Source organism: Acinetobacter calcoaceticus DSM 30006 = CIP 81.8 (genome assembly GCF_000368965.1).
GTDB lineage: Bacteria > Pseudomonadota > Gammaproteobacteria > Pseudomonadales > Moraxellaceae > Acinetobacter > Acinetobacter calcoaceticus.
Window position 1 is genome coordinate 23,207 of sequence record NZ_KB849784.1, and the last position, 25,222, is coordinate 48,428.

At 38.3% G+C, this 25,222-nt stretch carries 26 protein-coding genes; 12 read left to right on the top strand and 14 right to left on the bottom strand.

What is annotated here, in order from left to right; all coding sequences use genetic code 11:
- Positions 1-19: 19 nt before the first annotated feature.
- Positions 20-505, bottom strand: a complete 486-nt coding sequence (locus F936_RS17350) for a DUF1289 domain-containing protein (RefSeq protein WP_003655450.1) — start codon at positions 503-505, stop codon at positions 20-22.
- A gap of 111 nt (positions 506-616) precedes the next feature.
- On the opposite strand from F936_RS17350, the gene trhO reads away from it, so the two are divergent.
- A complete protein-coding gene (gene trhO, locus F936_RS17355) occupies positions 617-1,549 on the top strand; it encodes an oxygen-dependent tRNA uridine(34) hydroxylase TrhO (protein WP_005049853.1) in 933 nt (310 codons plus the stop codon).
- Between the two features lie 123 nt (positions 1,550-1,672).
- On the opposite strand, the gene F936_RS17360 is transcribed toward trhO, so the two are convergent.
- The gene (locus tag F936_RS17360) at positions 1,673-2,197 is read right to left on the bottom strand and encodes a YecA/YgfB family protein (protein WP_003655445.1); all 525 of its coding nucleotides are present in this window, start codon (positions 2,195-2,197) and stop codon (positions 1,673-1,675) included.
- Positions 2,198-2,271: 74 nt separating this feature from the next.
- Positions 2,272-2,478 (bottom strand): PA3496 family putative envelope integrity protein, encoded by a 207-nt coding sequence (locus F936_RS17365; RefSeq protein WP_002116495.1) that lies wholly within the window; start codon positions 2,476-2,478, stop codon positions 2,272-2,274.
- Positions 2,479-2,836: 358 nt separating this feature from the next.
- Here F936_RS17365 and rpoD point away from each other — a divergent pair, with 358 nt between their 5' ends.
- From rpoD to F936_RS17400, 6 genes are all read left to right on the top strand, one after another.
- Positions 2,837-4,720 carry an RNA polymerase sigma factor RpoD gene (rpoD, locus tag F936_RS17375; protein ID WP_003655440.1) on the top strand — a complete coding sequence of 628 codons (1,884 nt, stop codon included), beginning with the start codon at positions 2,837-2,839 and terminating at the stop codon, positions 4,718-4,720.
- A 97-nt stretch (positions 4,721-4,817) separates the two neighbouring features.
- Positions 4,818-5,105, top strand: coding sequence for a YbeD family protein (locus F936_RS17380; protein WP_002116017.1), 288 nt, complete (start codon positions 4,818-4,820; stop codon positions 5,103-5,105).
- A gap of 203 nt (positions 5,106-5,308) precedes the next feature.
- Positions 5,309-5,962 carry a lipoyl(octanoyl) transferase LipB gene (lipB, locus tag F936_RS17385; protein ID WP_005049857.1) on the top strand — a complete coding sequence of 218 codons (654 nt, stop codon included), beginning with the start codon at positions 5,309-5,311 and terminating at the stop codon, positions 5,960-5,962.
- Positions 5,963-6,043: 81 nt separating this feature from the next.
- Positions 6,044-6,577, top strand: coding sequence for a hypothetical protein (locus F936_RS17390; RefSeq protein WP_003655436.1), 534 nt, complete (start codon positions 6,044-6,046; stop codon positions 6,575-6,577).
- Between the two features lies 1 nt (position 6,578).
- The gene (locus F936_RS17395; RefSeq protein ID WP_003655435.1) at positions 6,579-7,763 is read left to right on the top strand and encodes an iron-containing alcohol dehydrogenase; all 1,185 of its coding nucleotides are present in this window, start codon (positions 6,579-6,581) and stop codon (positions 7,761-7,763) included.
- A 266-nt stretch (positions 7,764-8,029) separates the two neighbouring features.
- On the top strand, positions 8,030-9,415 hold the full coding sequence (locus F936_RS17400; RefSeq protein WP_017389741.1) for an APC family permease: 1,386 nt from the start codon (positions 8,030-8,032) through the stop codon (positions 9,413-9,415).
- A 38-nt stretch (positions 9,416-9,453) separates the two neighbouring features.
- On the opposite strand, the gene F936_RS17405 is transcribed toward F936_RS17400, so the two are convergent.
- On the bottom strand, positions 9,454-10,014 hold the full coding sequence (locus tag F936_RS17405) for a flavodoxin family protein (RefSeq protein WP_005049860.1): 561 nt from the start codon (positions 10,012-10,014) through the stop codon (positions 9,454-9,456).
- Positions 10,015-10,130: 116 nt separating this feature from the next.
- Between F936_RS17405 and F936_RS17410 the strand changes: the two genes are divergently transcribed.
- The gene (locus tag F936_RS17410) at positions 10,131-10,511 is read left to right on the top strand and encodes a winged helix-turn-helix transcriptional regulator (RefSeq protein WP_005049864.1); all 381 of its coding nucleotides are present in this window, start codon (positions 10,131-10,133) and stop codon (positions 10,509-10,511) included.
- 70 nt (positions 10,512-10,581) lie between these two features.
- Here F936_RS17410 and F936_RS17415 read toward each other — a convergent pair whose 3' ends face one another.
- From F936_RS17415 to F936_RS17425, 3 genes are all read right to left on the bottom strand, one after another.
- Complete coding sequence (locus F936_RS17415) at positions 10,582-11,214, bottom strand: hypothetical protein (protein WP_080595491.1); 633 nt, start codon at positions 11,212-11,214, stop codon at positions 10,582-10,584.
- A gap of 28 nt (positions 11,215-11,242) precedes the next feature.
- Positions 11,243-12,040 carry a DUF6502 family protein gene (locus F936_RS17420; RefSeq protein WP_005049869.1) on the bottom strand — a complete coding sequence of 266 codons (798 nt, stop codon included), beginning with the start codon at positions 12,038-12,040 and terminating at the stop codon, positions 11,243-11,245.
- An 85-nt stretch (positions 12,041-12,125) separates the two neighbouring features.
- Entirely contained in the window at positions 12,126-13,316 is a 1,191-nt protein-coding gene (locus F936_RS17425) for a cupin-like domain-containing protein (protein WP_005049872.1), read from the bottom strand.
- A gap of 101 nt (positions 13,317-13,417) precedes the next feature.
- Here F936_RS17425 and F936_RS17430 point away from each other — a divergent pair, with 101 nt between their 5' ends.
- A complete protein-coding gene (locus tag F936_RS17430; protein ID WP_005049875.1) occupies positions 13,418-15,055 on the top strand; it encodes a PT dipeptide repeat lipoprotein in 1,638 nt (545 codons plus the stop codon).
- A 58-nt stretch (positions 15,056-15,113) separates the two neighbouring features.
- Here the strand turns inward: F936_RS17430 and F936_RS17435 are convergent, their stop codons facing one another.
- The 7 genes from F936_RS17435 to rplU all read right to left on the bottom strand — a co-directional run bounded on the left by F936_RS17435 (position 15,114) and on the right by rplU (position 20,901).
- Positions 15,114-15,587 carry a tRNA (cytidine(34)-2'-O)-methyltransferase gene (locus F936_RS17435; RefSeq protein WP_002116042.1) on the bottom strand — a complete coding sequence of 158 codons (474 nt, stop codon included), beginning with the start codon at positions 15,585-15,587 and terminating at the stop codon, positions 15,114-15,116.
- A gap of 43 nt (positions 15,588-15,630) precedes the next feature.
- Positions 15,631-17,004, bottom strand: coding sequence for a siroheme synthase CysG (gene cysG, locus F936_RS17440; protein ID WP_005049878.1), 1,374 nt, complete (start codon positions 17,002-17,004; stop codon positions 15,631-15,633).
- Between the two features lie 67 nt (positions 17,005-17,071).
- Entirely contained in the window at positions 17,072-18,343 is a 1,272-nt protein-coding gene (gene serS, locus F936_RS17445) for a serine--tRNA ligase (protein ID WP_004639138.1), read from the bottom strand.
- 118 nt (positions 18,344-18,461) lie between these two features.
- Positions 18,462-19,262: an RsiV family protein gene (locus F936_RS17450; protein WP_005049880.1), complete on the bottom strand. Its 801-nt coding sequence runs from the start codon at positions 19,260-19,262 to the stop codon at positions 18,462-18,464.
- Between the two features lie 114 nt (positions 19,263-19,376).
- Positions 19,377-20,072, bottom strand: a complete 696-nt coding sequence (gene lolA, locus F936_RS17455) for an outer membrane lipoprotein periplasmic chaperone LolA (protein ID WP_003655415.1) — start codon at positions 20,070-20,072, stop codon at positions 19,377-19,379.
- A 241-nt stretch (positions 20,073-20,313) separates the two neighbouring features.
- Positions 20,314-20,571 carry a 50S ribosomal protein L27 gene (rpmA, locus tag F936_RS17460; protein ID WP_003655414.1) on the bottom strand — a complete coding sequence of 86 codons (258 nt, stop codon included), beginning with the start codon at positions 20,569-20,571 and terminating at the stop codon, positions 20,314-20,316.
- A gap of 18 nt (positions 20,572-20,589) precedes the next feature.
- Positions 20,590-20,901 (bottom strand): 50S ribosomal protein L21, encoded by a 312-nt coding sequence (gene rplU, locus F936_RS17465; protein ID WP_004639133.1) that lies wholly within the window; start codon positions 20,899-20,901, stop codon positions 20,590-20,592.
- Positions 20,902-21,343: 442 nt separating this feature from the next.
- Between rplU and sdsA the strand changes: the two genes are divergently transcribed.
- The 3 genes from sdsA (at position 21,344) to F936_RS17480 (ending at position 25,206) form a co-directional block, all read left to right on the top strand.
- A complete protein-coding gene (sdsA, locus tag F936_RS17470) occupies positions 21,344-22,321 on the top strand; it encodes an All-trans-nonaprenyl-diphosphate synthase (RefSeq protein WP_003655412.1) in 978 nt (325 codons plus the stop codon).
- A gap of 14 nt (positions 22,322-22,335) precedes the next feature.
- Positions 22,336-24,396, top strand: coding sequence for a site-specific recombinase (locus tag F936_RS17475; protein WP_005049883.1), 2,061 nt, complete (start codon positions 22,336-22,338; stop codon positions 24,394-24,396).
- Positions 24,397-24,579: 183 nt separating this feature from the next.
- A complete protein-coding gene (locus F936_RS17480; RefSeq protein ID WP_004639128.1) occupies positions 24,580-25,206 on the top strand; it encodes a phosphatase PAP2 family protein in 627 nt (208 codons plus the stop codon).
- Positions 25,207-25,222: the final 16 nt, after the last annotated feature.

The following is a 25,222-nucleotide window of genomic DNA, read 5'->3' on the forward strand; positions in this document are numbered from 1 at the left end:
TTCAATTCAATCTACAAACTTATTCTTCATCAAACACACTTAATAAGTGATGACTAATTCCATCAGCTCTCAACCAAGCTAACTCATAACTCGCTTTAGCTAAAGCTAAAACGCGCCTTTCGAATTCAACCCATATTGTTTTGACTTGAGGCTCTGAAATACCCAAACCACTTTCTGTTGCCAGATGCTTATTTTTTTCACATATTTTTAAAGCGTGATAGAGCTTACGACCTTTGCTTGCCCCTTCCATTAACCGAACACGTTTACTTAAAATAAATCCTTCTACATGCTGCAAGTTCGCATGAGGTAACATGGGCACTAGGATTTGATTCAACTGATCATCTAAACGCCTCCATACAGCCAAACGTTGCTCTGCTGTATAAGTATTCCATTGAATCACTTCATGGTTAAAACGACGACAACCACGGCAAACCTGATCACCAAAAACTGTTGAACAACGCCCTGCACATGGGGTGAGAGAGAGCATTCGATGATCACTACTCAAAACCGACTCCTTAAATAAACCATATACTTTTTATGGTTTTCTCGCTTATTACAACTTTTCGCGCTAAAATATGCGCCTTAAATTTCTATCTTAATACATTTGGAGTTTTCCATGAACGCTACTGTAGAACAGCTTGCACCTGTAGAACAGCAAGCGACCGCGGGTTGGGTTGTTGCAGCACTATATCAATTTAAAGAAGTTCAAGATCCTGCCGATCTTCAACAACGTTTATTAGACTTAGTGAAAACAATCAACCTTTGCGGAACTCTGATTGTAGCAGGTGAAGGAATTAATGGTACTGTTGCCGGCGACCGTGTAGCAATTGATAGTCTCTATCAATTTTTACTCAATGAAGGTTTTGCCTCTATGGAATATAAGGAATCTCATAGCTCTGACAAACCTTTCCGTAAAATGAAAATTAAACTTAAAGAAGAAATTGTGACTTTAGGTGTTGAAGTTAAACCCCGTGACTTAGTGGGCCACTACCTTGCTCCAAAAGAATGGAATGATTTAATTGCACGTGATGATGTAATTTTAATCGATACGCGTAATGATTATGAATATAAGGCAGGTACTTTCAAGGGTGCTATCGACCCTAAAACTGAAACATTCCGCGAATTCCCAGAATACGTTAAAAAAGAATTAGAACAGCATAAAGATAAAAAAATTGCGATGTTTTGTACAGGTGGTATTCGCTGTGAAAAATCAACCTCTCTACTTCTTCAAGAAGGATTTACAGAGGTTTATCACCTTAAAGGCGGTATTCTTAAATATTTAGAAGAAACCCCTGCCGATGAAAGTTTATGGGAAGGTGAATGTTTTGTTTTTGATGGCCGGACTGCTGTAACTCATGGCGTTGAAGAAGGTGTAAATGTTAAATGTCATGCTTGTGGTTGGCCTTTGACTCCAGAAGAGTCTGCTTTACCAAGCTATGAACATGGGGTTTCTTGCGTATATTGCATCGACAAGACAACTGAAAAACAGAAAGCTGGCTTCCGTATGCGCCAGTCACAAATTGCGGCTGCAAAACGCAAACGTTTATAAGACTATATAAATAGCATTCAGAAGGCATTTAGATTTCTAAGTGCCTTTTTTATCTTTATATAATTAAATTTCTCACAATAAAAAACGCCCTAGAAAGGACGTTATTTACTTAATTTTTGAAGTTTAATTTGGCGTATGATACATCAAGTATAATTCATTCAAATTATCTGGGATTTCTTCTGCCAGTTCATCCATTAACTGTCCATTACGACGGAAAGATTCCATCTGTGGATCTTCTTCATCAATTCCACTAAATACCATCATTGGTAAAGTTAAATCAATTAATTGTTCTTCATATTCAGGTGCAAACCATGCATCTTCATTTAAGAACATTGCATCAACAAATCCCACACTCCAGTCACCTAAGCTAGATTCAACATCAGCTTCTTCAACTTCAAATGGAAATGCAATTCCATTTTCATTTGCTAAATCTTGTCGAATTGACTCTAACCACGCCTTGATTTGCTGAATAATTTCAGCAGGAACCTTCTTATGGTTATTATCAAACAGCTCATCTAACCAACGGTCAAACTGAGGGCCTACTGCAATTGCACACAGAAAGCCATGAGTTGCAGCGAAATCTAAACCATACTCATTGTGGTCTCCATCTAGATATTCACTTAATTGGTCTAAATCTAACGCACTCATTGTGTTACCTGACTATAAAAAAGAAATCTACGATAGCATAGCATTTAAGCTGACGATGCCCTATTCAGATTTGATTAGTCTTCATCATCAAGATCATCATCGTCTAAATCATAATCAAAATCTTTCAACTCACGCTCTAAACGGCGTTGAGCTAATAGATCATCGATTAATCTACGTTTTTCTAATGATTCTTTCGCAGTGATTTTGCCTGATGACTCATCAAAACCGACATCATCATCATCACCGTAGTTATCATCTAGTTCAAAATCTGTAGAAGACACTAAAACTACCTCTAATGAAAAAATGTGAATGGGTCTAGGCGCTATTTATCTCTCTTACAGAACCATGTCAAGTTTTATTTATATTTTTTTCATTAAACTGCATATTTGTACTTTTTTTCACCCAAAAAATTGTGTATTTATAAAACTGAACTATTTTTGTGATCAAGAAAAAATTCTATGATCTTTTCCATGATTTAAGCTTGAAAAAAATGATTTTAGCCCAATATCCAACAAACAGACGTGAATTCAAAGATATTTTTTATTTAACGGTTACCGATCAAATCCAAAATATTTCAAGCAAATTGTGCTATCATGCACGGTTTTTCACTGCCACAGATTCAACGAAGAGTAAGCAAAGATGAGCGATATGCATTCCCCTACTTCTCAAGTAGCGGCTCTGATTAGCCGAGGCAAAGAACAAGGTTACTTAACTTACGCTGAGGTTAACGATCATCTGCCGGACTCGATTACTGAAAGCGAACAGATTGAAGACATTATTCAAATGCTTCAAGACGTTGGTATTCCTGTACACGAGCGTGCACCTGAATCTGACGATACCATGTTCGGTGAGTCAACTGACACAACCGATGAAGTTGCTGAAGAAGAAGCTGCTGCCGTACTTGCATCGGTTGAAAATGAGCCTGGACGTACGACAGACCCTGTACGTATGTACATGCGTGAAATGGGTACAGTTGAACTGTTAACCCGTGAAGGTGAAATCAGCATTGCAAAACGTATTGAAGAAGGGATTCGTGATGTCCTTAATTCAATTGCGTACTGGCCAAATGCTGTTGAAGTTGTATTAAAAGAATATAATGATTTCTTGACTGGCGAACGTCGCCTTGCCGATATTTTATCTGGCTATCTTGATCCAGAAACTGACGAAGATATTCCTGAAGTTCTAGAAGAAGAAACAGAACTTGAGGAAGAAGAAGCGCCAGCTGTACCAGCAAAAGAAGTTAAGCTTGACGATGATGAAGAAGATGAAGAGTCAGAAAGTGACGATGATTCTGAAGGTGAGTCTGGCCCAGACCCTGAAGTTGCAAAAGTTCGTTTTAATGAACTTGAAGCTGCATGGACTAAAACAAAAGCTATTATTGAGAAACATGGCCGTAACAGCCCAGAAGCAGATGATGCTTTAGAAGCGTTAGCTACTGTTTTCATGATGTTTAAATTTACACCACGTTTATTTGACATCATCTCTGAAATGATTCGTGGTACACATGAGCAAATTCGCGCTAACGAACGTGAAGTTATGCGTTATGCAGTACGTCGTGGTCGTATGGATCGCACTCAATTCCGTACATCTTTCCCTAAGCAAGAATCTAATCCAGCTTGGTTAGATGAACAGATTGCTAAAGCTCCTGCTGAGATCAAGGCGCATTTAGAAAAGGTTCGTCCGGATATTTTAGCATTCCAGCAAAAGATTGCAGATATTGAGAAAGAACTTAATTTAAGCGTTGCTGAAATTAAAGATATTTCTAAGCGTATGGCGATTGGCGAAGCGAAAGCACGCCGCGCTAAGAAAGAAATGGTAGAAGCCAACCTTCGTTTGGTAATTTCGATTGCGAAAAAATATACCAACCGTGGTTTACAGTTCCTTGACTTGATTCAAGAAGGGAACATTGGTTTGATGAAAGCAGTAGACAAGTTTGAATATCGTCGTGGTTATAAATTCTCGACTTATGCAACTTGGTGGATTCGTCAGGCGATTACCCGCTCGATTGCCGATCAGGCTCGTACAATCCGTATTCCTGTGCATATGATTGAAACGATTAACAAGATCAACCGCGTATCTCGTCAATTGTTACAAGAAATGGGCCGTGAACCGACACCTGAAGAATTAGGTGAACGTTTAGAAATGGACGAAGTTAAGGTTCGTAAGGTACTTAAAATTGCCAAAGAACCAATTTCAATGGAAACACCTATTGGTGATGATGAAGATTCGCATCTTGGTGATTTCATTGAAGACCAAAACATCACTTCTCCAATTGATGCTGCGACTTCAGAAGGCTTAAAAGAAGCAACACGCGAAGTACTTGAAAACTTAACTGAACGTGAAGCAAAAGTCTTGAAGATGCGTTTTGGTATTGATATGCCAACCGATCATACACTAGAAGAAGTGGGTAAGCAGTTTGACGTAACACGTGAACGTATTCGTCAGATTGAAGCGAAAGCGTTGCGTAAATTGCGCCACCCTTCTCGTTCTGAACACTTGCGTTCTTTCCTTGAAAATGACTAAGTTTTGAAAGCTTGAAATTTCAAAACCAAGCCCCATTTAATAGAAAGAGCTATAAACGCCTGCGATGATGCAGGCGTTTCAAATCATGAGGTAACTTATGTTAGACCGCACTCCATCTCGCGAACTACAAGAACATCTTTGGGTATTTCCGATGGATTATCCAATTAAACTTATTGGCGATGCGGGTGAAGAATTACGTGTTGCTGTAGTTGATATTTTGGTAAAACATTTTCCAGACTTCGACCACTCAACACTAAAAGTTCAAGAATCTCGCACCGGCAAGTACCATTCTTTAACAGCACAATTGCGCTTTGAAGAATTGGAACAAGTTCATGCACTTTATGCTGACTTGGCTGCTTGTCCGCAGATTAGAACTGCGCTTTAATTTTAAGTTCTTCAATCAATACCACAGTCAGATATTCTTACTGTGGTATTTTTTTGGAAATTTTAAAACCAATCTACCGTGAAAAAACCATACAAATATTTAGAATTCCTCTTATAAAATCCTTTAAAATTACAAGGTTTTCGGCTTCTATCTTGCAGATATTAACTGGCGCCGCATGAACTAACTTATAGGAATATTTTGTGATGAGCCTTGATAAACCCAACTTGATCATTCGGCAATGGAACGATTTACAAGATTATCAAAGCAAATTTGAAACCATGAAGCTCTTAACAAACGAGCGTGATCAAGATACGCCTGATGAGCTATGGTTACTTCAACATCATAATGTGTTAACTCAAGGTCAAGCTGGCAAACCAGAACATATCCTAATTTCATCAAATATTCCTGTAGTACAAACTGATCGTGGCGGGCAAGTTACTTGGCATGGTCCAGGTCAACTCGTCGCTTACTTCATGTTTGATCTTAATCGTCTAAAATGGAACGTACGTACATTGGTCAGTTTTGCTGAACAATTTATGATAGATGTTTTGAAAAAGTATGGAATTGAAGCTTATGCCAAGCCTGATGCACCTGGAGTATATGTAGATGGCCGCAAGATTGGTTCCTTAGGTTTTAAAATTCGTCGTGGCCGTAGTTACCATGGGTTAGCACTCAATCTGGACTGTGCCTTAACTGGGTTCCAAACAATCAATCCTTGCGGCTATGCAGGCTTAGAAATGGTACGGATACAAGATTTAGTGACTCCTTATCCATCATTTGGTCAACTTTGTCATGACTTTATTGAGTATATTAATAGCACTGAGTACTTTAATGACCCTAAAGTCAAATATGAATAAATCGCTTTGCGATGAAATAAAAATGGATTAGAGTAATTACTCTAAATTTGCTTTCGCATAATTTTAACAAGGGATACGCGAGTGATTTCGACAAAAGCGGTAAAGCCGACTCTGCAACTTGCCTACGTTAAGCTCATGATGGATGTTATTGGTCGTGGCTTAGTCATGGCAAGTCAAGTGGACAATGAAATACAAGAGGAAGTATCTAAATTTCCTGTTCACTTTGTACTTTCAATGAATGTTTTCCCAAATGGACCAGCATTTTTTGCTCGAGTGACAGAAGACAAACAGTTAGAGCTACTTGAAAGAGCTGAAAAAAAACCAGACTTAACGATTACATTCAAACATGTCACTCATGCCTTTTTAGTGTTTTCTTTTCAAGAAAGTACTGCTCAGGCATTTGCCAATGACCGAATGATTGCCGATGGTGATGTATCTGCTGCGATCCGCTTGGTACGCTGCCTAAATAAAATGGAATCTCTTATTTTACCTAAATTGGTTGCTTCCTTAGCAGTCAAAGAATACCCAACCGAACTTACCCTAAAAGAAAAATTCAACGAGGCTGCAAATATTTACTTAAAAGTAGCCAAGTCCTATTTCAAGCGGAGCGCATAACATGGCCAAACCATATTACGAATTTTTTTGTCCTGTAAAAGTCATTGCTGGTAATGCTGCGCTAGAACATATTCCGTTTGAGCTTGCGACTTTAGGTGCAAAACGTCCTCTTATCATTACAGATAAGGGTGTTCGCGCAAATGGCTTATTAAATCCGATTGAAGCTGCATTTAGTACAACTGATGCTGTCATTGGTCATGTTTTTGATGATGTACCACCTGACTCAAGTTTAGAAGTTGTTCGTCTTGCAGCAGAAGCTTATCGCACAAACAAATGTGATGCGATTATTGCTGTAGGGGGCGGTTCAGTCATAGATACTTCTAAAGCAACCAACATTTTGGTGTCTGAAGGTGGAAATGACTTATTGCAATATGCAGGTGCTCATAATCTACCGAAACCATTAAAACCATTTTTTGTGATTCCAACAACTTCGGGTACTGGCTCAGAAGTAACGATGGTTGCTGTTGTTTCAGATACTCAAAAGAACGTTAAATTAGCATTCGCTTCTTATTACTTAATGCCACATGCTGCGATTTTAGATCCACGCATGACACTTACATTGCCTCCTCATTTAACTGCAATGACAGGTATGGATGCTTTAACGCATTGTGTTGAAGCATATACATGTATGGCTGCCAATCCATTGAGCGATGCTTATGCAAGTGCGGGAATTAAGAAGATTAGTGAAAATCTATTTAATGTCTTAGAAAACCCAAATGATGCTCAAGGCCGTTTAGAGCTAGCTCAAGCCTCTACAATGGCAGGTATTGCATTTTCTAACTCAATGGTCGGCCTAGTTCACTCTCTAGGGCATGCTTTAGGTGCCGTTGCTCACCTGCCCCACGGTTTATGCATGAATTTATTCTTACCATATGTGCTTGAATATAATAAACAAGTAAATGGTCAGAAAATTGGTGAGTTATTATTGCCACTCGCTGGTGCAGATATTTATGCACAAACGCCAGCAAGCCAGCGCGCAGATAGAGCAATTACGACTATCTTAGCAATGCGTGATCGCCTATTTACTTTAACAAAGTTACCACGCACTTTACGTGAAACAGGTAAAGTCACTGAAGCACAGCTTGATGAAGTTGCAGAAAAAGCACTAAATGATGGCTCAATTATTTACAACCCGAAAGAAGCAAGCTTAAAAGATATCCGAGATATCTTAGAAAAAGCTTGGTAACTCGATAAGTTAAACTCAAAAAAGCACCATAAAGGTCTGATTTATATATTAAATCAGACCTTTTTTATGAATAAGAATTTTTATTCATTATTTTATTTGGAATATATGGCAAAAAATTTGCTAAAAAATAGATGAAAGTACTGACAATTTATATCAATTTAGGATAGATTGGCGCACTTTATCTTTTTCTGTAGGGGGGATCGTTCGTCTCAAACGATCCTTAACACCAAGCTGATCCTTGATCAACGATTATGAGGATAACGCCGTTGACAAATTTATCTGGGACTAAACCAACAGCTAAGCTTCAAAAGAATCTTGTGCTTTGGCATATTATTATTATTGGTTTAGCTTACATTCAGCCATTAACGTTATTTGATACTTTTGGTTTAGTGTCAGAACGAAGTGGTGGTCATGTACCAACTTCCTACATTTTTGCATTAGTCGCAATATTATTAACATCGATCAGTTATGGACATATGATTAAGCGCTACCCTTCTTCAGGGTCAGCCTATACATATGCTCAAAAATCAATTCACCCTAATGTTGGCTTTATGGTGGGTTGGTCTTCTTGGTTAGACTATCTACTGTCACCGCTTGTTAATATTATCTTGGCAGATATTTACCTAAGAGCTCTTTTTCCAGAAGTAAATAACTGGTTATGGGTGATTGGTTTAACAACCCTAATGACTGTTATTAACTTATTTGGTGCACGGTTCGTTGCACGTTTTAACAGTACGATCGTTGTTATTCAGCTTGGCGTAATTTTTTATTTCGTTTATCAGGTATACATTCTACTTACTCAAGGTGTATATGCAGATGGAACTTTAAATCCAGATAAAGCGGCATTGTGGTCATTAACTCCTTTTTGGAACGATATGACGTCTGTCAGTTCTTTAATTGCTGGCGCGACCGTACTCTGCTTCTCTTTTACTGGTTTTGATGCTTTATCTTCTCTTGCTGAAGAAACAAAAGATGCAGAAAAAACGCTCCCAAAAGCTATTTTTTCTACAGCATTACTTGCAGGGATTATTTTCATTGTAAGTACTTACTTCATCCAATTATATTTCCCAAGTAACCCAAACACTTACTTTAATCCTTTAGATGAATCACAACCTGTGATGGTCGCTGCGATTGGTAGTTTGATGTTTAAAACTTTGGTTTTATATTTTGCTGTAGTCGCTGTGATGGCATCAGGTATTTCTGCTCATGCGGGTGTATCACGTTTAATGTATGTGATGGGACGCGATGGGGTCATCAATAAGAAATTATTTGGTCATATCAGTCCAAAATTGCATACTCCAACTTACAACATTCTTATTGTTGGTGTAGTTGCGTTATCTGCTGGCTTTTTAGATCTTGAGCATATTGTTAACTTGATTAGTTTTGGTGCTTTAACTGCCTTTAGTTTTGTTAACTTCTCTGTGATTTCTCGTTATGCATTAAGAGATGGCAAGAATAAAACGCTTAAAGACATCATTAATTATATTGTTATACCAACGCTTGGTTTTGCCAGTGTGTTTATGATGTGGTTAGAGATTGATAAGCTTGCCTTACAAATTGGCTTAGCTTGGGCCGTAATTGGTGTAGGTTATCTTGCCTATAAAACTAAAGGCTTCAAATATAATGCTCCGCAACATAACGAGCATGAGTAATAAAAAAGGCGCTTTAAGCGCCTTTTTTTATGGTCAAATTAACCGTAAATTTTATTCACAATGCTTTGTACACGTTGAGCATAAACTTTTGCTGTTTCCAGATCACCTGTCGGAATTTCTTCCACACTTGCATCTGAAGGCGATTGAACTAAAAGCCCTACTGAACCGCCTAAGTTGTTTACATCTTCACGTGTTGCAGTTTTTGTATTCGCTGGCAATAAACCAAGGCTCACCCAAATCCCACCATGCTGTGCTGCTAAAGTTTGTAATTGGATAAGAGTTACTTGCTTATCCCCATTTAAGCTCGCGCTGTTTGTAAAACCTGCAAATACTTTATCTTGCCAGCCACGTGTAAACCATACTTTTGAAGTTGCATCAGCGAACTTTTTAAACTGCCATGGCGCTGTACCCATATAAGTCGGAGCACCAAAAACAATCCCCTTCGCATCATTTAATGTCTGCCAATCTTGATCAGTGATATTCCCCTCCTGATCAATCTGGATGAGCTGAGCATTAATCTCGTTTGCAAACGTTTCAGCAACAACTTTTGTGTGGCCATAACCAGAGAAATATACAACCGCGATATTAGAGCTAGACATGGGAGCAAACCTTTGTTTTATTAAATTCCACTTTATGATATATTTTAGAAACTAGGTGTCAATTAGTTACTAATTGGTAACTAGTGTAATTTTTCAAAAAATTATAGGTAAATGGTATGAATGAATCTCTAAAATATAATATTTTTCAACAACATTGCCCTGCTCGTCTATTTTTTGAAAAAATTGCAGATAAATGGGTTTTATTGATTTTAAATGTTCTTGAAGAAGAAACTCAGCACTTCAATTTGCTCAAAAAGAGTATTCAAGGCATTTCCCCTAAAGTCTTATCTCAGAAATTAAAAATGCTGGAGAGAGATGGTTTCATCGAGCGTAAAATCCAGAATACATCCCCAATTCGCGTTGATTACTCACTTACTTCTTTAGGGAAAAATGTAGCTTCAATGGCGTTCCAATTAAAGGAATGGGCCGAAACCAATATTGAACAGGTTTTAGCAGCCCAAATAACTTATGATGGAAAAGTGCTAGAGCAAGCTTAACTCAAACTTTCTTTAAATTTTATTGAACTTTATCGATTAGGCTTTGTTCTTATCTTAAAGGTAACTCAACTTAATTGATTTTAATCGGATCAGGCGGCGCACTTATTTTAAATTGAATCGTTAAAGGTTCGCATTGTTTTAACTCCTGATTATTTTTCAAATAGGTACTTTCCAGACCATATTTCCAAGTACCATTCATGACTTCAAATGCGGGATAATTGACAATAAAAGTTTTAGTTTCACCTGATTGATACTCATATATTTGAGTCTCTTTACAATCATTTTCCGGATAAGAACGTTTGGTATTTCCAAGTAAATAGAGTTCTAAAGGTACATAACAAGCAGGTTGTCGTTCTTGTATTTTTTCTAAGCCCATATTCGTTTGAGTAATCTGTAAAGCAAGAGTACCGTTCAAAGTTAATTGCTGTGCGTATTTAAAAACCGTTTCTTTTTCAATTGGTTCTCTTGTTACATTATTAAGAAATTCTAATTTACGATGCAAGCCATTACAGTCATCTTCACTTGGTGCAGGTAACCAAATTTCATTATCTTTTGAGTCACCTTTATTTCCATCGGCCGGGGTCTCATAATCACCCGGTTTACCAGGTTTAGTTGGATATCCTGACCCCCCCAAACTGGCACCACCTGCGAATAAATCCTCTCCGCAAGCAGTCAAAAGGCTGCCTATCATAATGAAGCTCATGGATATTATTAATTTTTTATAAGTTGTTTTAGTCATATTGATAAGCTCCGAAACGGAAAGTTTTGGTTGCACCCTCTTTTCCTTCATCGAGTGCACAACGTTCAATGGCTAACTTGAGTACTTGTAGTGATAGATCTTCCCATAAGCGTAAACTTGCTTCTTTGAGTAAAGTGATCGATTCATCTGTTAGTTCATCAGCAAAAATTGCTTGTTCTAAATAGGGTTCTTTTTCTGGCTGAAATAAATTATGAACCCCGGCAGCTAAATGTGCCTCTAAGTTATTCGTTAATAATTTTCGAACCTCGAATTGCTCTACATCAGGCATAAAACTTCGCTGCTGTAACGATACAATACCATCTTCTTCTTTCACTATATTTAAACGCTCAAGTTCATTCAAAATAGATCTTGGATGTTTTTCGGTTGAAACTTTCTTTACCAAACTTTCAAAGCTAATCTGATCTTGACTAATAAAAGGAATTTTTTCTGCTAAGCCCTCTGCAAGCCATAAACCAATCACCCGAGCAGGAACACTCACTGGCTCTGCTACTTTTGCTTCAGTTAAAGGCTGCCCAGCCTGTGTCGCTTTTTTAAAAGCATTAACATCCTTACGATGTAAACCAGAAAGTAGACTAACTGCCGAATCAGTAGTTTTTTGATCTATGCGTTCTAGCTCAGCTAAAGACTGCTGATAGAAAACGGGTTTTAAAGCAGTAACAAAGTCGTTATATCCAACTCCCGAACGAATTAACCATTGCGTCAGATATTCCATTAACTGCAATACCTGCTTTTGGTTAAGTTCTGCATTATTCGTTTGGAGTGTCGACATAGGTTATCAATTTTCCTTCATCTTTGAAAAACAGTATGAGCTGAGCAATTGTCACACTGAACGGTTTAAGATGCAATTTTCATTCTTAGGCCTCCTTTGGAAACCGATGAACAAAATGATTTGGCGCATTAAAATTGGTAAAAGAAATACTCATTGAAACATCCAGACTTTCTACACTATGCCACCAACCAATAGGGATAAACAAAGCTTCCCCTGCATTCAAAATGCACTCCACTGGAGTAATCGATTTTGCTAAAGGGTATTTTTTAAAATCAATTTCATTTGTATTACTCAGCTCGCTAAACACCCAATGATCGTTATATAGGTGAGGTACTTGCAAAGCCGGAATCAAAGTTACTTTTTTGCGCCCATAAATTTGAACTAACATATTATTCGTTAAATCGTGATGTAATGGCGTAAAGGTTCCCTTGGGCCCGAACCATAAAAAACTACGCTCATCTTTTAAAGCCAAGTTGCTGTACCCGTCTGCAAAATCGCCTATATCTAAAAATAATTCCTGAAGCATTTGATGACTATTGGTCGCATTATTTGCAGTCATATAGAAATCGTTGCTCGCCTCGACAGACATAACTTTTGATACAAACTTCGACATTTTCATGGTCTGCTTTAACAAAGGAGAATGCCTTTCAAATTGCTTATCTTTATTTCTATTCATTTGAACTTCAACTAAATGCTGGCCAAATCGAGTTGCAAAATATTCAGGTGTCCACTTATGTAAAGCAGGCCAGTGCTCCACCCCTTTTTTCAAAATCACAGGACGGTGCTGACTGTAATAATCTTTAATAAAATCTGAGAAGATTGGCGCAGGGATTGAAGGTATTTCTTTACAGTAATTAGAATCTAGCTGGGCCAGTTGGTCTAAAGTTTCTATTAACCACTCACGTTTCTTAAATTGGTGGTGCTTTTTCTTAAGAATTTTATATAACTGATTATTTTCTAAATTACCTAAATATTCTTCTACTTGTTGCCGATGAAGCCCCTGCTCTACCAATCTTTTCACTATTTCCGCAGATGTTACCCCATTCAAAATTTGTTCGATGATCCATTCCTGATCTTGGTCAGATAAGCTTAGGAAATTCGGCTCACTTGTTTGAAAAGTTAACCCAAATCCATTTTCTTTTAAAACATCGACTAATTGCTCGATCGAACATCCTTTTTCTAAATTTTCTTCAAGCCATTTTTTCCATTCAAATGGCAACTGATCAAACCATTTCTGGCTTTGTTGGAATATTTCAATTTGATTATAAGCTGCCATGTTGAACCTTTTTTTCAAATTTGATCTTTACAACTGCATTATAATTGATCTATTTTAAAAATGTTAAATTTTCACATTTTTATAAAAAAAGGGCTTGTGTGATGAATAACATAGTAAAAGGAAGCAGCATTGCTTTGATTTTTATAGCATTAAGTGGGTGTGGGTCTGACGATAATGATTCGACACCGACACCGACACCAACACCAACACCAACACCAACACCAACACCAACACCAACACCAACACCAACACCAACACCAACACCAACACCAACACCAACACCAACACCAACACCAACACCAACACCAACACCAACACCAACACCAACACCAACACCAACACCAACACCAACACCAACACCAACACCAACAACTGTAGCAGATCGCTTCGTTGGAAGTTGGTTAGCAGGTAAAGGAGCTTGTATTAATGGCTCCGCTCTAAAAATGAACGTGATTAAAGTTTCTGATAATAGTGTTCGATTTACGAGTGAAACTGTACGTTATGAGAATGAAGCGAACTGTACAGGTAACATCGTTGCAAGCTACCGCCAAGCTGAAGATTTTAGTCTGGTTTCAAATATTGGAGCACCGCAAACTGTACAAACTTCAAGTTATAACAAAGTAGATTGGCAACTTGTAGTAGCAGGAAAACTAACTCAGAAACAACCAGCCATTCTGGGCTTTAAAAACGCAAATCAATTCTGTTTAGTACCTACAGATCAGCCAAATGCAATACATAATTATCTACAGCAAGCAAATTTTGACCTCATAAATACATGCTTTACAAAAACGACTCCACCAGCAAGTATGCAAAAGCCAACACAAGTATTGGCAACAGCGAGTTATAGATTAGGAGATAATAAAGAATCTTGGGCAGATGTATTAAATCAACTTAATGACCAAGGACGCCAAGGCTATGCCCTTCTTACTCCATCAGTTAGTTTAGATAATCCTGACGGTAGCTTTGCGCTGTATAAAAATCTTTATGTAAAAAACAACAAATCCACTGACACATATACCTATAAAACGGTTGATGTTAAAACGACATCAGTGGCAAATCGTTATTTACTATGGGTCAATGAGTTAAACAAACAAGGTAGCTTAGGCTATATATATAAACTTTCATTTGGAGAAGTGGCATCAAACACAAACAAATATTTATTTGTAAAAAATGATAAAAAACCAGCAACCTACGCCTACTCCAACCGATTCTTAACAAATACTTCTCGGACTAGCATCTTAAATGCTTTCAATGAATTGGGTGCTCAAGGGTGCAAATTACTCTACGCAAACTCGACATTTACCAATAACGGTACAACAAATGGTACATTCTATGTACCAACATGTGTAAATAGTAGTACGCATAACGGTACTTATGCTTATCGTTATTTTGAAGTTCCGCAACATATTCCTTTTAACAAAGATGATGCAATAAAACTTGAAAAACTTCTTAAAGAGCAAGCTGCAGAAGGTTATAGACTTATTGATGCGAATAACAATCTTGGCTTCTTTAATGTTGATGGTTATCTATTTGAACGTGACAGTGAAAATACAGGACCTATTGAATATAAAGTATTTATTGAAGATGCAGCATCTGAATTAGATGAGCCATATCTAGTTGAAAACCGTATTCAAGATCAAGGTAAATTAGGATGGTTCTTTGCTGTTCGACTTGGATCAGTCTATACCAACTCACCGACTAACTATGATTTAGCAAGTGGTGTGGTTTTCCCTAAATAAGAAATCCAAAAACAAATAAGGCCACTTGTGGCCTTATTTTTATTTAAAACTTAGTTATTTATCCTAAGTTTTTGAAACCTTGCTGACGCCATGCTTCATAAACAATGACGGCTGTGGCATTAGACAAATTTAAACTTCTTGAATTTTCAGCCATCGGCAATCGAATCCATTGTTCTTGCGGAAACATTAAGCGAACATGCTCGGGCAAACCACGCGTTTCCGGCCCCATCAATAAAGCCACAGGTCGATTTAAATCAACTGTATGCGGGGTTGCAGAACCTTTAGTAGTGAGTGGAAAAACATGCTCAACACCTTTAGCTTTTAAGTCTGCAAGACATAGTTCAATATTGTCCCAAATCTGCATACGCGCCCATTCATGATAGTCCAATCCTGCACGCTTGAGCTTTTTATCATCTAGCTCGAAACCTAAGGGTTTGACTAAATGCAACTGTGCGCCCGTATTAGCACATAAACGAATGATATTGCCTGTATTGGCAGGAATTTCAGGCTCGTATAGGACAACATGAATCACAAATTTTCTCGACTTTAATAACAAACAATAAATTCAGATGAACTTATTGCCATTTTAACTGTTCACGTAAACTCACTACTTCACCAATAATGGTTAAAGTCGGCGCTACGATATGATGTTCAGACACTTTAGTTGCAATATCAGCTAATGTTCCAACGATAACTTTCTGTTCTGGTGTGGTTCCTTTAGAGATTAAAGCCACTGGCATATCAGCACGTTGACCATGAGCAATAAGTTGCTCACAAATGCGCTCTAATCCAACCAATCCCATATATAAAACTAAAGTTTGATTTTCATAAACCAGTTCACTCCAAGGGAGTTCAGGTGAACCTTCCTTTAAATGCCCAGTTAAGAAACGGACACTTTGTGCATAGTCACGATGTGTTAGCGGAATACCCGCATAAGCGGAACAGCCTGATGCTGCTGTTATGCCCGGTACTACTTGGAAAGTGACATTTGCTTCAACCAGCTCTTGAATCTCTTCGCCACCACGGCCAAAGATAAATGGATCACCACCCTTCAAACGACAAACACGTTTTCCCTGTTGAGCATATTCAACCAGTAGAGCATTAATACCGTCTTGTGGAACCGAGTGATTTGAACGGGCTTTACCGACATAAATCTTAGTCGCATCACGGCGACAAAGCTCTAAGATGGGTTCAGACACCAAACGATCATAAATCACAACATCTGCTTGCTGCATAAGACGTAATGCTTTTAATGTCAGTAGTTCAGGGTCACCCGGCCCAGCACCTACCAAGTAAACCTCACCTTTAGGTGCGATCCATTCTGTTAAGGCTTGCTGAATTAAATCATTTGCAACGTCCAGATTGTCATTAAAAACTTGTTCTTTTAATGGACTAGCATATAAGTTTTCCCAAAAGATTCGGCGCTCATCTGGATTGGTAATCTTTTCTTTTACCTGCTTACGCCATTGACCTGAAAACTCAGCGAGTTTCCCCATACCATGTGGAACAATCGTTTCTATTTGAGTACGAAGTTGTCTAGATAAGACTGGCGATGCACCATTTGAGGCGACAGAAATAATCAACGGAGAACGGTCAATAATGGCTGGAACCATAAAACGGCAGTGTGGAATATCATCTACACTATTAACCAGCAAATTACGCGCTTCACACTGTTCAAAAACGGCTTTATTCACTTGCGCATCATTAGTCGCAGCAATCACTAAGCGATAAGGCGTATTTAATATTTTTTCGACAAAGGACTCGGCAAAATACTGTCCATCTGTCGTTTTGACTAACTGTAAAAGCTGCTCTTCAATCGCAGGAGCAATAATATCAATTACTGCTCCCGCTTTCGCTAATAAGTTTGCTTTGCGCAACGCAATATGCCCACCACCCACAATCAGACAACGTTGCTCTTGCAACTTTAAAGAGATTGGAAAAATATCCACCTTAAACCTCTACATTAATCATCTGATTATGTTTAAGCAAAAACCGTGCACAATTTAGATGCAAAGCTTAATCAATAAATGTTAAACCACCCATATATGGGCGTAATACTTCTGGAACCTCGATAGAACCGTCTTCACGTTGGTAATTTTCCATTACAGCAAGCAAAGTACGTCCAACCGCAAGACCAGAACCATTTAAAGTATGCACCAATTCGGTCTTCTTTTGATCCATTCTGTAGCGTGCTTTCATACGGCGTGCTTGAAAATCACCCATATTAGAGCAGCTTGAGATTTCACGGTAAGTATTTTGGCTTGGAACCCAAACTTCTAGGTCGTAAGTTTTAGTCGCACCGAAGCCCATATCACCACCACAGAGCAAAATTTTGCGGTATGGCAAACCAAGTGCCTGTAAAATGCCCTCAGCATGTGCAGTGAGCTCTTCAAGTGCTTGCATAGAGGTTTCAGGTTTAACGATTTGCACCATTTCAACCTTGTCAAACTGGTGCTGACGAATTAAACCACGCGTATCACGGCCATAAGAACCCGCTTCACTACGGAAACAAGGCGTATGTGCAGCATATTTTAATGGCAAGCGTTCGGTATCAATAATCTCATCACGAACGAAGTTAGTAACAGGAACTTCTGCTGTAGGGATGAGGTAATATTCTTTTTCGCCTTGAAGTTTAAATAAATCTTCTTCAAATTTTGGTAACTGACCCGTACCACGCAGTGAATCAGCATTTACCAAATAAGGCACATAAGCTTCTGTATAACCATTTTTTAACGTATGGGTATCAAGCATGAACTGCGTTAACGCACGTTGTAAGCGCGCTAAAGAACCTTTCAATACGCTAAAACGTGAACCAGTCAATTTAGTAGCTGTTTCGAACTCTAAACCGCCCATCCACTCACCTAAATCAGTATGATCTTTGATTTCAAAATCAAACTGACGAGGCGTGCCCCATTTTGAGATTTCAACGTTATCATCTTCATTTTTACCAGCAGGAACAGATTCATCTGGTAAGTTAGGGATGCTAAGTGCTTTTTGCTCAATCTCGTTTTGTAGCTCTGACAAAGCAACTTCAGCAGCTTTGATTTCATCACCAATGGCTTGCATACGCGCCATGATTTCAGAAGCATCGCCACCGGATTTTTTAATCTGACCCACTTGTTTTGCACCGGCATTACGTTCTGCCTGCAATTTTTCAGTTTTTGATTGCAAGTCTTTACGGCGAGTTTCTAAAGAAGCCCATTCTTGAACATCTAATTGAACACCACGTTTTGCCAAAGCCGCATTAACGGCTTCAATATTATTTCTGAGTAACTTAGGGTCGATCATAATCAATCATAATATGGGTAAAAAACTGGCTATAGTGTAAGGCCTTCACACTAAAAAATATAGTGATCATCTTCATAACGAATAGCTTTCACACAATTGTTAGAATAGATCACCTATTTTACAAGTTATAGTTTGGCACACTTGGCAAATACTCAGGTTTAATGAACTTAGCTGCCTCAGAATATGGCAATGTTAATTCAGTCATCCCTTCTGCATAAGAAGCTAATTCATAGATCGGATAGACAAAAACAATCCCATTTGCGCCATAGTAGAAATTATCACTTAATTGCAGTTTTTCACGGCTGATATTGTGCTCTTGAAGCCAATTTGTATTCGCATCAAAAAGTGCATCAACTAACTGTTTTTCAACATCTGGCTGAATAAGTTCGGCAATAGTAATGTGCTTTTTATTTAATAAATCAAAAGTCACAAATTCTTGATGTGACATGCCATGTGCTGCACCAGCAGAATATGAATAGGTCTGGAATGCAAAAGTTGCAAGGTTATAATTTTGCCCCAAATAGCGGACATAAATTGCACTTTGACTTGAACGAGACTCACCTTCAGGTACATCGACTGGCTGATCAACTAAATTTGCAAAAGCATTCGGATCTGCTTTCTTTATTCGATTAGTAAAGTAATCATTAATCCACTTCTGATTGGTTTGTACTGTCTGAAAGTCATACTCAGTACAACCATCTTCTAAACAAACTTTTGATTTCGGCAATTTTACTGGGATTACTTTTGCCTGAATTACAGGCACGCCAACCTCTTTTGTCTCTTTAACCTTGGCACTTGAAGCGGCCTGCTCCTCTTTAGCTGCCGACTTTGGTTGGCAACCACTCACAATTGCCATTGCAGCCATTAATGGAAGAATACAAATAATTTTTTTATCGTAAAGTCGCATAATAATCCCCATGAATTTACCTCTATCACTATACAAAGCGTAAGAATAAGACGGGGTTAAAAAATGTATCTATCTCTCTAATATAAAAAAGCTACCGTGAAAGGTAGCTTTTTTGAGAAGGATTAATTATTGGTCAATAACATCTGTGCCTTTTGGTGGCGTAAAGTTAAAGACAGATGCTGGAATTGAAGCATTTACTTTCACGTTTTTGAAACGAACATAGGTGGTTTGACCTAGTGAGTCTTGTAACACCATAAGCGTAGGCGCTTTATTTGCTCCAAAACTAATCGTTAAACTTTGGAAAGCACCATCTTCTTTTTTAGGAAATAACGTGAAATATAATTTAGATTTATCTGGCTGTGTTACACGATAAGACTTCATGATTTGATTGGTATTACCAGAAAGTAATAACGCTGGTGTATCTGCAACCTGATCATCTAAGCTTTGGCGTACAGCTTGTTGTAAATCGGGGTCGTAAATCCAAACTGTTTTTCCGCTCGTTACAATCGTTTGTTTAGACGGACTCACCGTTTCCCAATAAAATTTCCCAGGGCGTTCAACTTTCATTGAGCCTTTAAATGTCTGGTTCATATGCTGTGCACTTAAACTCTTTTTCTGTGCCACAGTTTTTGTATTGGCTTTAGTTGTTTGTTCAAAATCGGCAGTCAAACGCTGTAATCCTGATAACTGATTAACCAGGTTCCCAATTGCCTGTTGCTCCGGTGCTGCTACAGGCGCAGCAAACACTGTAGTACTCATTACAGGAGCAAGCACTGACGCGCTGAGTGTAATAGCACACATAGTTTTACGAAGCATATTCATGTCATCACCTTTTTAGTTGCTGTAAGACAACTTGCTATCTTTCAAAGTTATGAAAAATTAGCAAGCTCTTAATTCAAGACTCATATTAACCGACAAACTCTGTGCTAATCATTGAGAAAATAAGATATTTTGTTATGTTATTCATGTTGTTTGTAGAATTTCATTCATCATGATGAAGATAAATCAGATTAGATTCCATAAAAAAAGCCCACAAAATGTGGGCTTTTTTTGAAGCTAAAACTTAAACAGTTTCAACTTTTACGTAGCGACGGCCAAATTGACCTTTCACTTCGAATTTTACTACGCCGTCAGCAGTAGCAAATAAAGTATGGTCACGGCCCATACCAACATTTGCACCAGCGTGGAACTCTGTACCACGTTGACGAACGATGATGTTACCAGCAGTTACAGCTTGACCGCCGTAAATTTTAACACCTAACATTTTTGGATTTGAATCACGACCGTTCTTCGTCGATCCACCGGCTTTTTTAGTTGCCATGTCTCTTACTCCTCGTGATTAGCCTGAAATACCAGTAATTTTCAACTCAGTGAACCATTGACGGTGACCTTGTTGTTTACGGTAATGTTTACGACGACGCATTTTGATAATGCGGATTTTGTCGTGACGACCATGACCAACCACTTCTGCAGTTACTTTAGCGCCAGCTACAACTGGAGCACCGATTTGAATGCTGTCACCGTTTACAACCATTAATACATCATCAAATGTAATAGTCGCGCCAGATTCAGCTTTCAATAATTCAACTTTAAGGGTTTCACCCTCAACTACACGGTGCTGTTTACCACCGCTTTGGATTACTGCGTACATAATGTACTCCAATTAGCCCGTGTCGTCGTGCCGATAAGGGATTATCGATCTTAAAACGTTCGCCACTGGGGTTATATAAGGCGACAGATTTTAAGTGAAATTTGATCAAACGACAAGTATTTTCTGTTTATCAGTAAAGCCTATTGCCCTATTTTTACAAAATCAACAAGCAGCTTAGATTGGAATTTAGCAGTTTTCATTGATTCTGAATGAAAATTAAAATACAGTTCCAGACACAAATTGCGACAAGAACAAGTTGTATTAATGCTGATGTCATTAAATTTATTGTTTTGCCGGAAACATCATGTTTTGCTTAAATAAAGAACAAAGAACGCATAAAGACAATAGAAATGATTAATATCAGCCACTTGTTCACCTGTGCAACACATCTTTACTTGATACACTAACGCGACTTATCTACCAATACGGGGTTTTTCTTCATATGGTCATCGATTTCAAGCAAGACATTCTTGCGCCTGTTGCCTCAGACTTTGCTGCGATGGATCACTTGATTAATGAAGGAATTAGCTCAAAAGTCGGTTTAGTCATGTCTGTCAGCAAACATGTTGTTGAAGCTGGCGGAAAACGTATGCGCCCAATCATGTGTTTACTCGCTGCTCGCGCATGTGGCCTAGATAACATGGCAAACGCACAGCGTCTGGCTGCAATCATTGAAATGTTGCATACCGCGACATTAGTCCATGATGATGTGGTAGATGAATCTGGGCTTCGTCGTGGTCGACCTACAGCAAATGCGACATGGAACAATCAGACAGCCGTATTAGTCGGTGACTTCCTCATTGCACGTGCTTTCGATTTACTGGTCGATTTAAACAACATGACTTTATTGAAAGATTTTTCAACAGGTACATGTGAAATTGCGGAAGGTGAAGTATTACAACTTCAATCGCAACATCAACCAGATACAACAGAAGAAACTTATTTAAAAATTATTCACGGTAAAACTTCTCGTCTGTTTGAACTGGCTACAGAAGGCGCTGCTATTTTGGCAGGACAAGAAGCGTATCGTGAACCTTTGAGATTATTTGCCGGTCATTTTGGTAATGCATTCCAAATTATTGATGATATTTTAGACTACACTTCAGATGCTGAAACATTAGGTAAAAATATTGGTGATGATTTAATGGAAGGTAAGCCAACTTTACCGTTAATTTCTGCATTAGCACACTCAACAGGTGATGAGCATGCGATTATTCGTCGCAGTATCGCAACTGGTGGAGTGGACCAATTATCTCAAGTTATAGAAATTGTACAGAAGTCTGGTGCTTTAGATTATTGTCACCAGCGTGCCCAAGAAGAAACAGAAGCAGCACTGCAAGCTTTATCAAACCTACCCGATACACCATATCGTCAGGCTTTGATTAACTTAACTCAGCTTGCGTTACATCGAATACAATAGATATTATTTTGCCTATGCATATAAATTTTTCAGATCATTTTTTAAAAATACAGAAACAGCTTGAGGATACTCAAGCTGTCATTGATGAAAATTTAATCATTGAATTAGTCAATGCCATTCGTCCATCCGATCCTCATGATACGGATGAGATAAAGCAAAAAATACAGGCTTTAATTGAAAGCCTATTACGCACACCTACAGCGCCGTTTCTGCTACAAACTTTTTTATTACGTTTGATTAATCGCTATAAACAAGTCAGCTTATATGCCGATAGCGGAATTTTATCTTTAGATGGTTTCTGGAACCAACTCGGGCAAAGACTCGGAGCACATTTTTTACCGTTAATCGAAGATGCAAGCCAACTCAAAATATTAATTGGTAAAATTTTCTATTTAGAAAGTGACAAAATCTGGCTCAATAATATTGATGATGAAGATTGGGCAAATTTATTCAGTCTTATTGGACAAAGCCAAAGTAATGTAGACGAAAAGCTTGTCATTCAAAGTGAAATGATTAAAGCAATTACCGTCTTAACTTATCGAATTAGTGGAATTGGCCTTTACCCTGAATTTATTAATGCTCAACCGGAATTAACTGAATATGAGTCACCATTTTTAGTTCAGAACCGTGAAATTATTGAGTTTATCGAAAAGTACAAAAAACAAGAACTTTCTGAACATGAAATTGCAGTTATTTCTCCTCCGGATGCATCGCAAGCATTTGTTATGCTGGAACAATGTCGGGATGTGGTTTTAAAGATTCGCCGTGCCACCAAAAGAATTGGTGTCAGCTTAAGCTTGACTTATTTATTGTCGTTACTTGAGCAGTGCCTCGACCGAATTGAATTACTGCTTTATTTGGTTGTAGATAACAGTAAAGGGAAATATGTCTCTTTAGGGCATCTTATTTCCGATTTAACCAAGGCGCACTACAGTGAAAAAAGTGTTCGCTCTTTATTAAGTACAACAAGTGAACTTATTGCCTTCCAAGTAACTGAAAATGCCAGCCGAACAGGCGAACATTATGTAAGTACCGATACAAAAGGTTTCTTGGGCATGTATAAAGCTGCCGCTGGAGCGGGTGTCATTATTGCCTGTATGGCATCTTTAAAAATTCTTGCTGCAAGAATGACCATGGCACCGCTCATGCAAGCCTTTACTTTCAGTATGAATTATTCTCTAGGGTTCATTCTAATTCATGTTCTGCATTTCACAGTTGCAACCAAACAACCCGCGATGACTGCTGCAGCCCTCGCTGCAACAGTACAGCAGCGTAAAGGCTCTAAAACAGCTCAAATTGCAGAGCTGGCTGCTCTTATTATTAATATTATTCGAACACAATTCATTGCTATTTTAGGCAATATTTCAATTGCGATTCCTACTGCCGCGCTCATTACTTTTGCTTGGCAGTTCTATCTTGATGAGCCTTTATTAACTCATACTAAAGCAACTTATTTGTTGCACAGCCTAAATCCCTTCACCTCTTTGGCAGTTCCACATGCAGCCATAGCTGGAGTTTGCTTATTTTTGTCAGGCCTCATTGCCGGATACTTCGACAATATGGCTGTTTACCGAAAAGTCGGTCCACGCCTTAGAGCACATCGCCGTTTAGCAAACTGGTTAGGGCAAGATCGCCTCAACCGTTTTGCTGAATATATTGAGCGTAATTTAGGAGCTTTAGCCGGTAACTTCTTATTCGGGATTATGTTAGGAAGTATGGGCACCATAGGTTTTATTCTAGGTTTACCTTTGGATATTCGCCATATTGCCTTTGCCTCGGCTAACTTTATTCAAGGTTTAATGACAATTAACGGCAGCCCAGATATCGGACTGATTATCGTGTCCTTTTTAGGCGTGTTATGTATTGGTCTCACTAACTTATTCGTTAGTTTCACCTTAACCATTATTGTGGCACTACGGGCACGTCGAGTTCGCTTTGAACAATGGAAACCTTTAGCCAAACTGGTAATGACCCATTTTCTGACTCGCCCAAGCGATTTTTTCTGGCCACCAAAACAACCCCTAGAACTTGAAGAAAATACGACAACAAATAGTGGAAAAAAGACAGAACACTAAGAATTTTGCTTTGTACACAAAATGTGAATTCCGTCAATTTTGTTGTGATTGTTTTTCCAAATGTTAAAAAATTTTCAAAATGAATTTACGATGATCTATCAGGCTTGAAAAAAAGTGTACTGGCAAGTACACTTTTAACGGCTTTCAGTAGTGGACACTGCTTGAATAAGCAAAGGTATATACATGCCCTATATGTTACTTTTTATTGGTTGTATTTTTTTTGGATTAGGTGTGCTTGGTCTTTTTGTACCAAGACTTCAATCTATGGATCTCCTGAGCGTTCAAATATTAAGTGAACACCGATCAGATTATCTTAACTTTATTACGATCTTTCTGGCACGTGTAGGTGGTATGCCTTTTGTATGTTTTTTATCCTTTCTGGTATGTATATATCAGGCATGGTATAAAAAATATATTACTGTTATTTTCATTAGCGTGGGAGTTATTGGCAGTATCACCATGGGTTGGCTGCTCAAGTGGTGTGTTGACCGCCCAAGACCCCCACAGGTATATCATATTGTCGAAAGTTACGGTGCATCGTTCCCAAGTGCACACAGTGTTTATGCATCAACACTGGCCTGTCTGGCAATGATAATGTTATGCCATAAGCCCAACACTAACTCTCCTTCTATCATTTTGATCTCCTGTCTTTGGTTTATCTGTATGGGGCTTTCAAGAATATATGCTGGAGTTCATTTTCCAACAGATGTACTCGCCGGTTGGGGCATAGGTTTTATTTGGATTGCACTGCTTTGGCTCTGGTTATTACAAACACAAAGTAGGTTAAGTAAAAAACAAATATATTTTTAGATTTTATCTAACGAGG

Coding starts and splice junctions, on each gene's coding strand:
- F936_RS17480 (WP_004639128.1), top strand. CDS start 24,580: ATGCCCTATATGTTACTTTTTATTGGTTGTATTTTTTTTGGATTAGGT.
- rplU (WP_004639133.1), bottom strand. CDS start 20,901: ATGTACGCAGTAATCCAAAGCGGTGGTAAACAGCACCGTGTAGTTGAG.
- sdsA (WP_003655412.1), top strand. CDS start 21,344: ATGGTCATCGATTTCAAGCAAGACATTCTTGCGCCTGTTGCCTCAGAC.
- F936_RS17395 (WP_003655435.1), top strand. CDS start 6,579: ATGGCCAAACCATATTACGAATTTTTTTGTCCTGTAAAAGTCATTGCT.
- F936_RS17405 (WP_005049860.1), bottom strand. CDS start 10,014: ATGTCTAGCTCTAATATCGCGGTTGTATATTTCTCTGGTTATGGCCAC.
- F936_RS17410 (WP_005049864.1), top strand. CDS start 10,131: ATGAATGAATCTCTAAAATATAATATTTTTCAACAACATTGCCCTGCT.
- rpoD (WP_003655440.1), top strand. CDS start 2,837: ATGAGCGATATGCATTCCCCTACTTCTCAAGTAGCGGCTCTGATTAGC.
- F936_RS17450 (WP_005049880.1), bottom strand. CDS start 19,262: ATGGGGATTATTATGCGACTTTACGATAAAAAAATTATTTGTATTCTT.
- F936_RS17415 (WP_080595491.1), bottom strand. CDS start 11,214: ATGAGCTTCATTATGATAGGCAGCCTTTTGACTGCTTGCGGAGAGGAT.
- F936_RS17430 (WP_005049875.1), top strand. CDS start 13,418: ATGAATAACATAGTAAAAGGAAGCAGCATTGCTTTGATTTTTATAGCA.
- lipB (WP_005049857.1), top strand. CDS start 5,309: ATGAGCCTTGATAAACCCAACTTGATCATTCGGCAATGGAACGATTTA.
- serS (WP_004639138.1), bottom strand. CDS start 18,343: ATGATCGACCCTAAGTTACTCAGAAATAATATTGAAGCCGTTAATGCG.
- F936_RS17380 (WP_002116017.1), top strand. CDS start 4,818: ATGTTAGACCGCACTCCATCTCGCGAACTACAAGAACATCTTTGGGTA.
- rpmA (WP_003655414.1), bottom strand. CDS start 20,571: ATGGCAACTAAAAAAGCCGGTGGATCGACGAAGAACGGTCGTGATTCA.
- F936_RS17425 (WP_005049872.1), bottom strand. CDS start 13,316: ATGGCAGCTTATAATCAAATTGAAATATTCCAACAAAGCCAGAAATGG.
- F936_RS17475 (WP_005049883.1), top strand. CDS start 22,336: ATGCATATAAATTTTTCAGATCATTTTTTAAAAATACAGAAACAGCTT.
- F936_RS17360 (WP_003655445.1), bottom strand. CDS start 2,197: ATGAGTGCGTTAGATTTAGACCAATTAAGTGAATATCTAGATGGAGAC.
- trhO (WP_005049853.1), top strand. CDS start 617: ATGAACGCTACTGTAGAACAGCTTGCACCTGTAGAACAGCAAGCGACC.
- lolA (WP_003655415.1), bottom strand. CDS start 20,072: ATGAATATGCTTCGTAAAACTATGTGTGCTATTACACTCAGCGCGTCA.
- F936_RS17420 (WP_005049869.1), bottom strand. CDS start 12,040: ATGTCGACACTCCAAACGAATAATGCAGAACTTAACCAAAAGCAGGTA.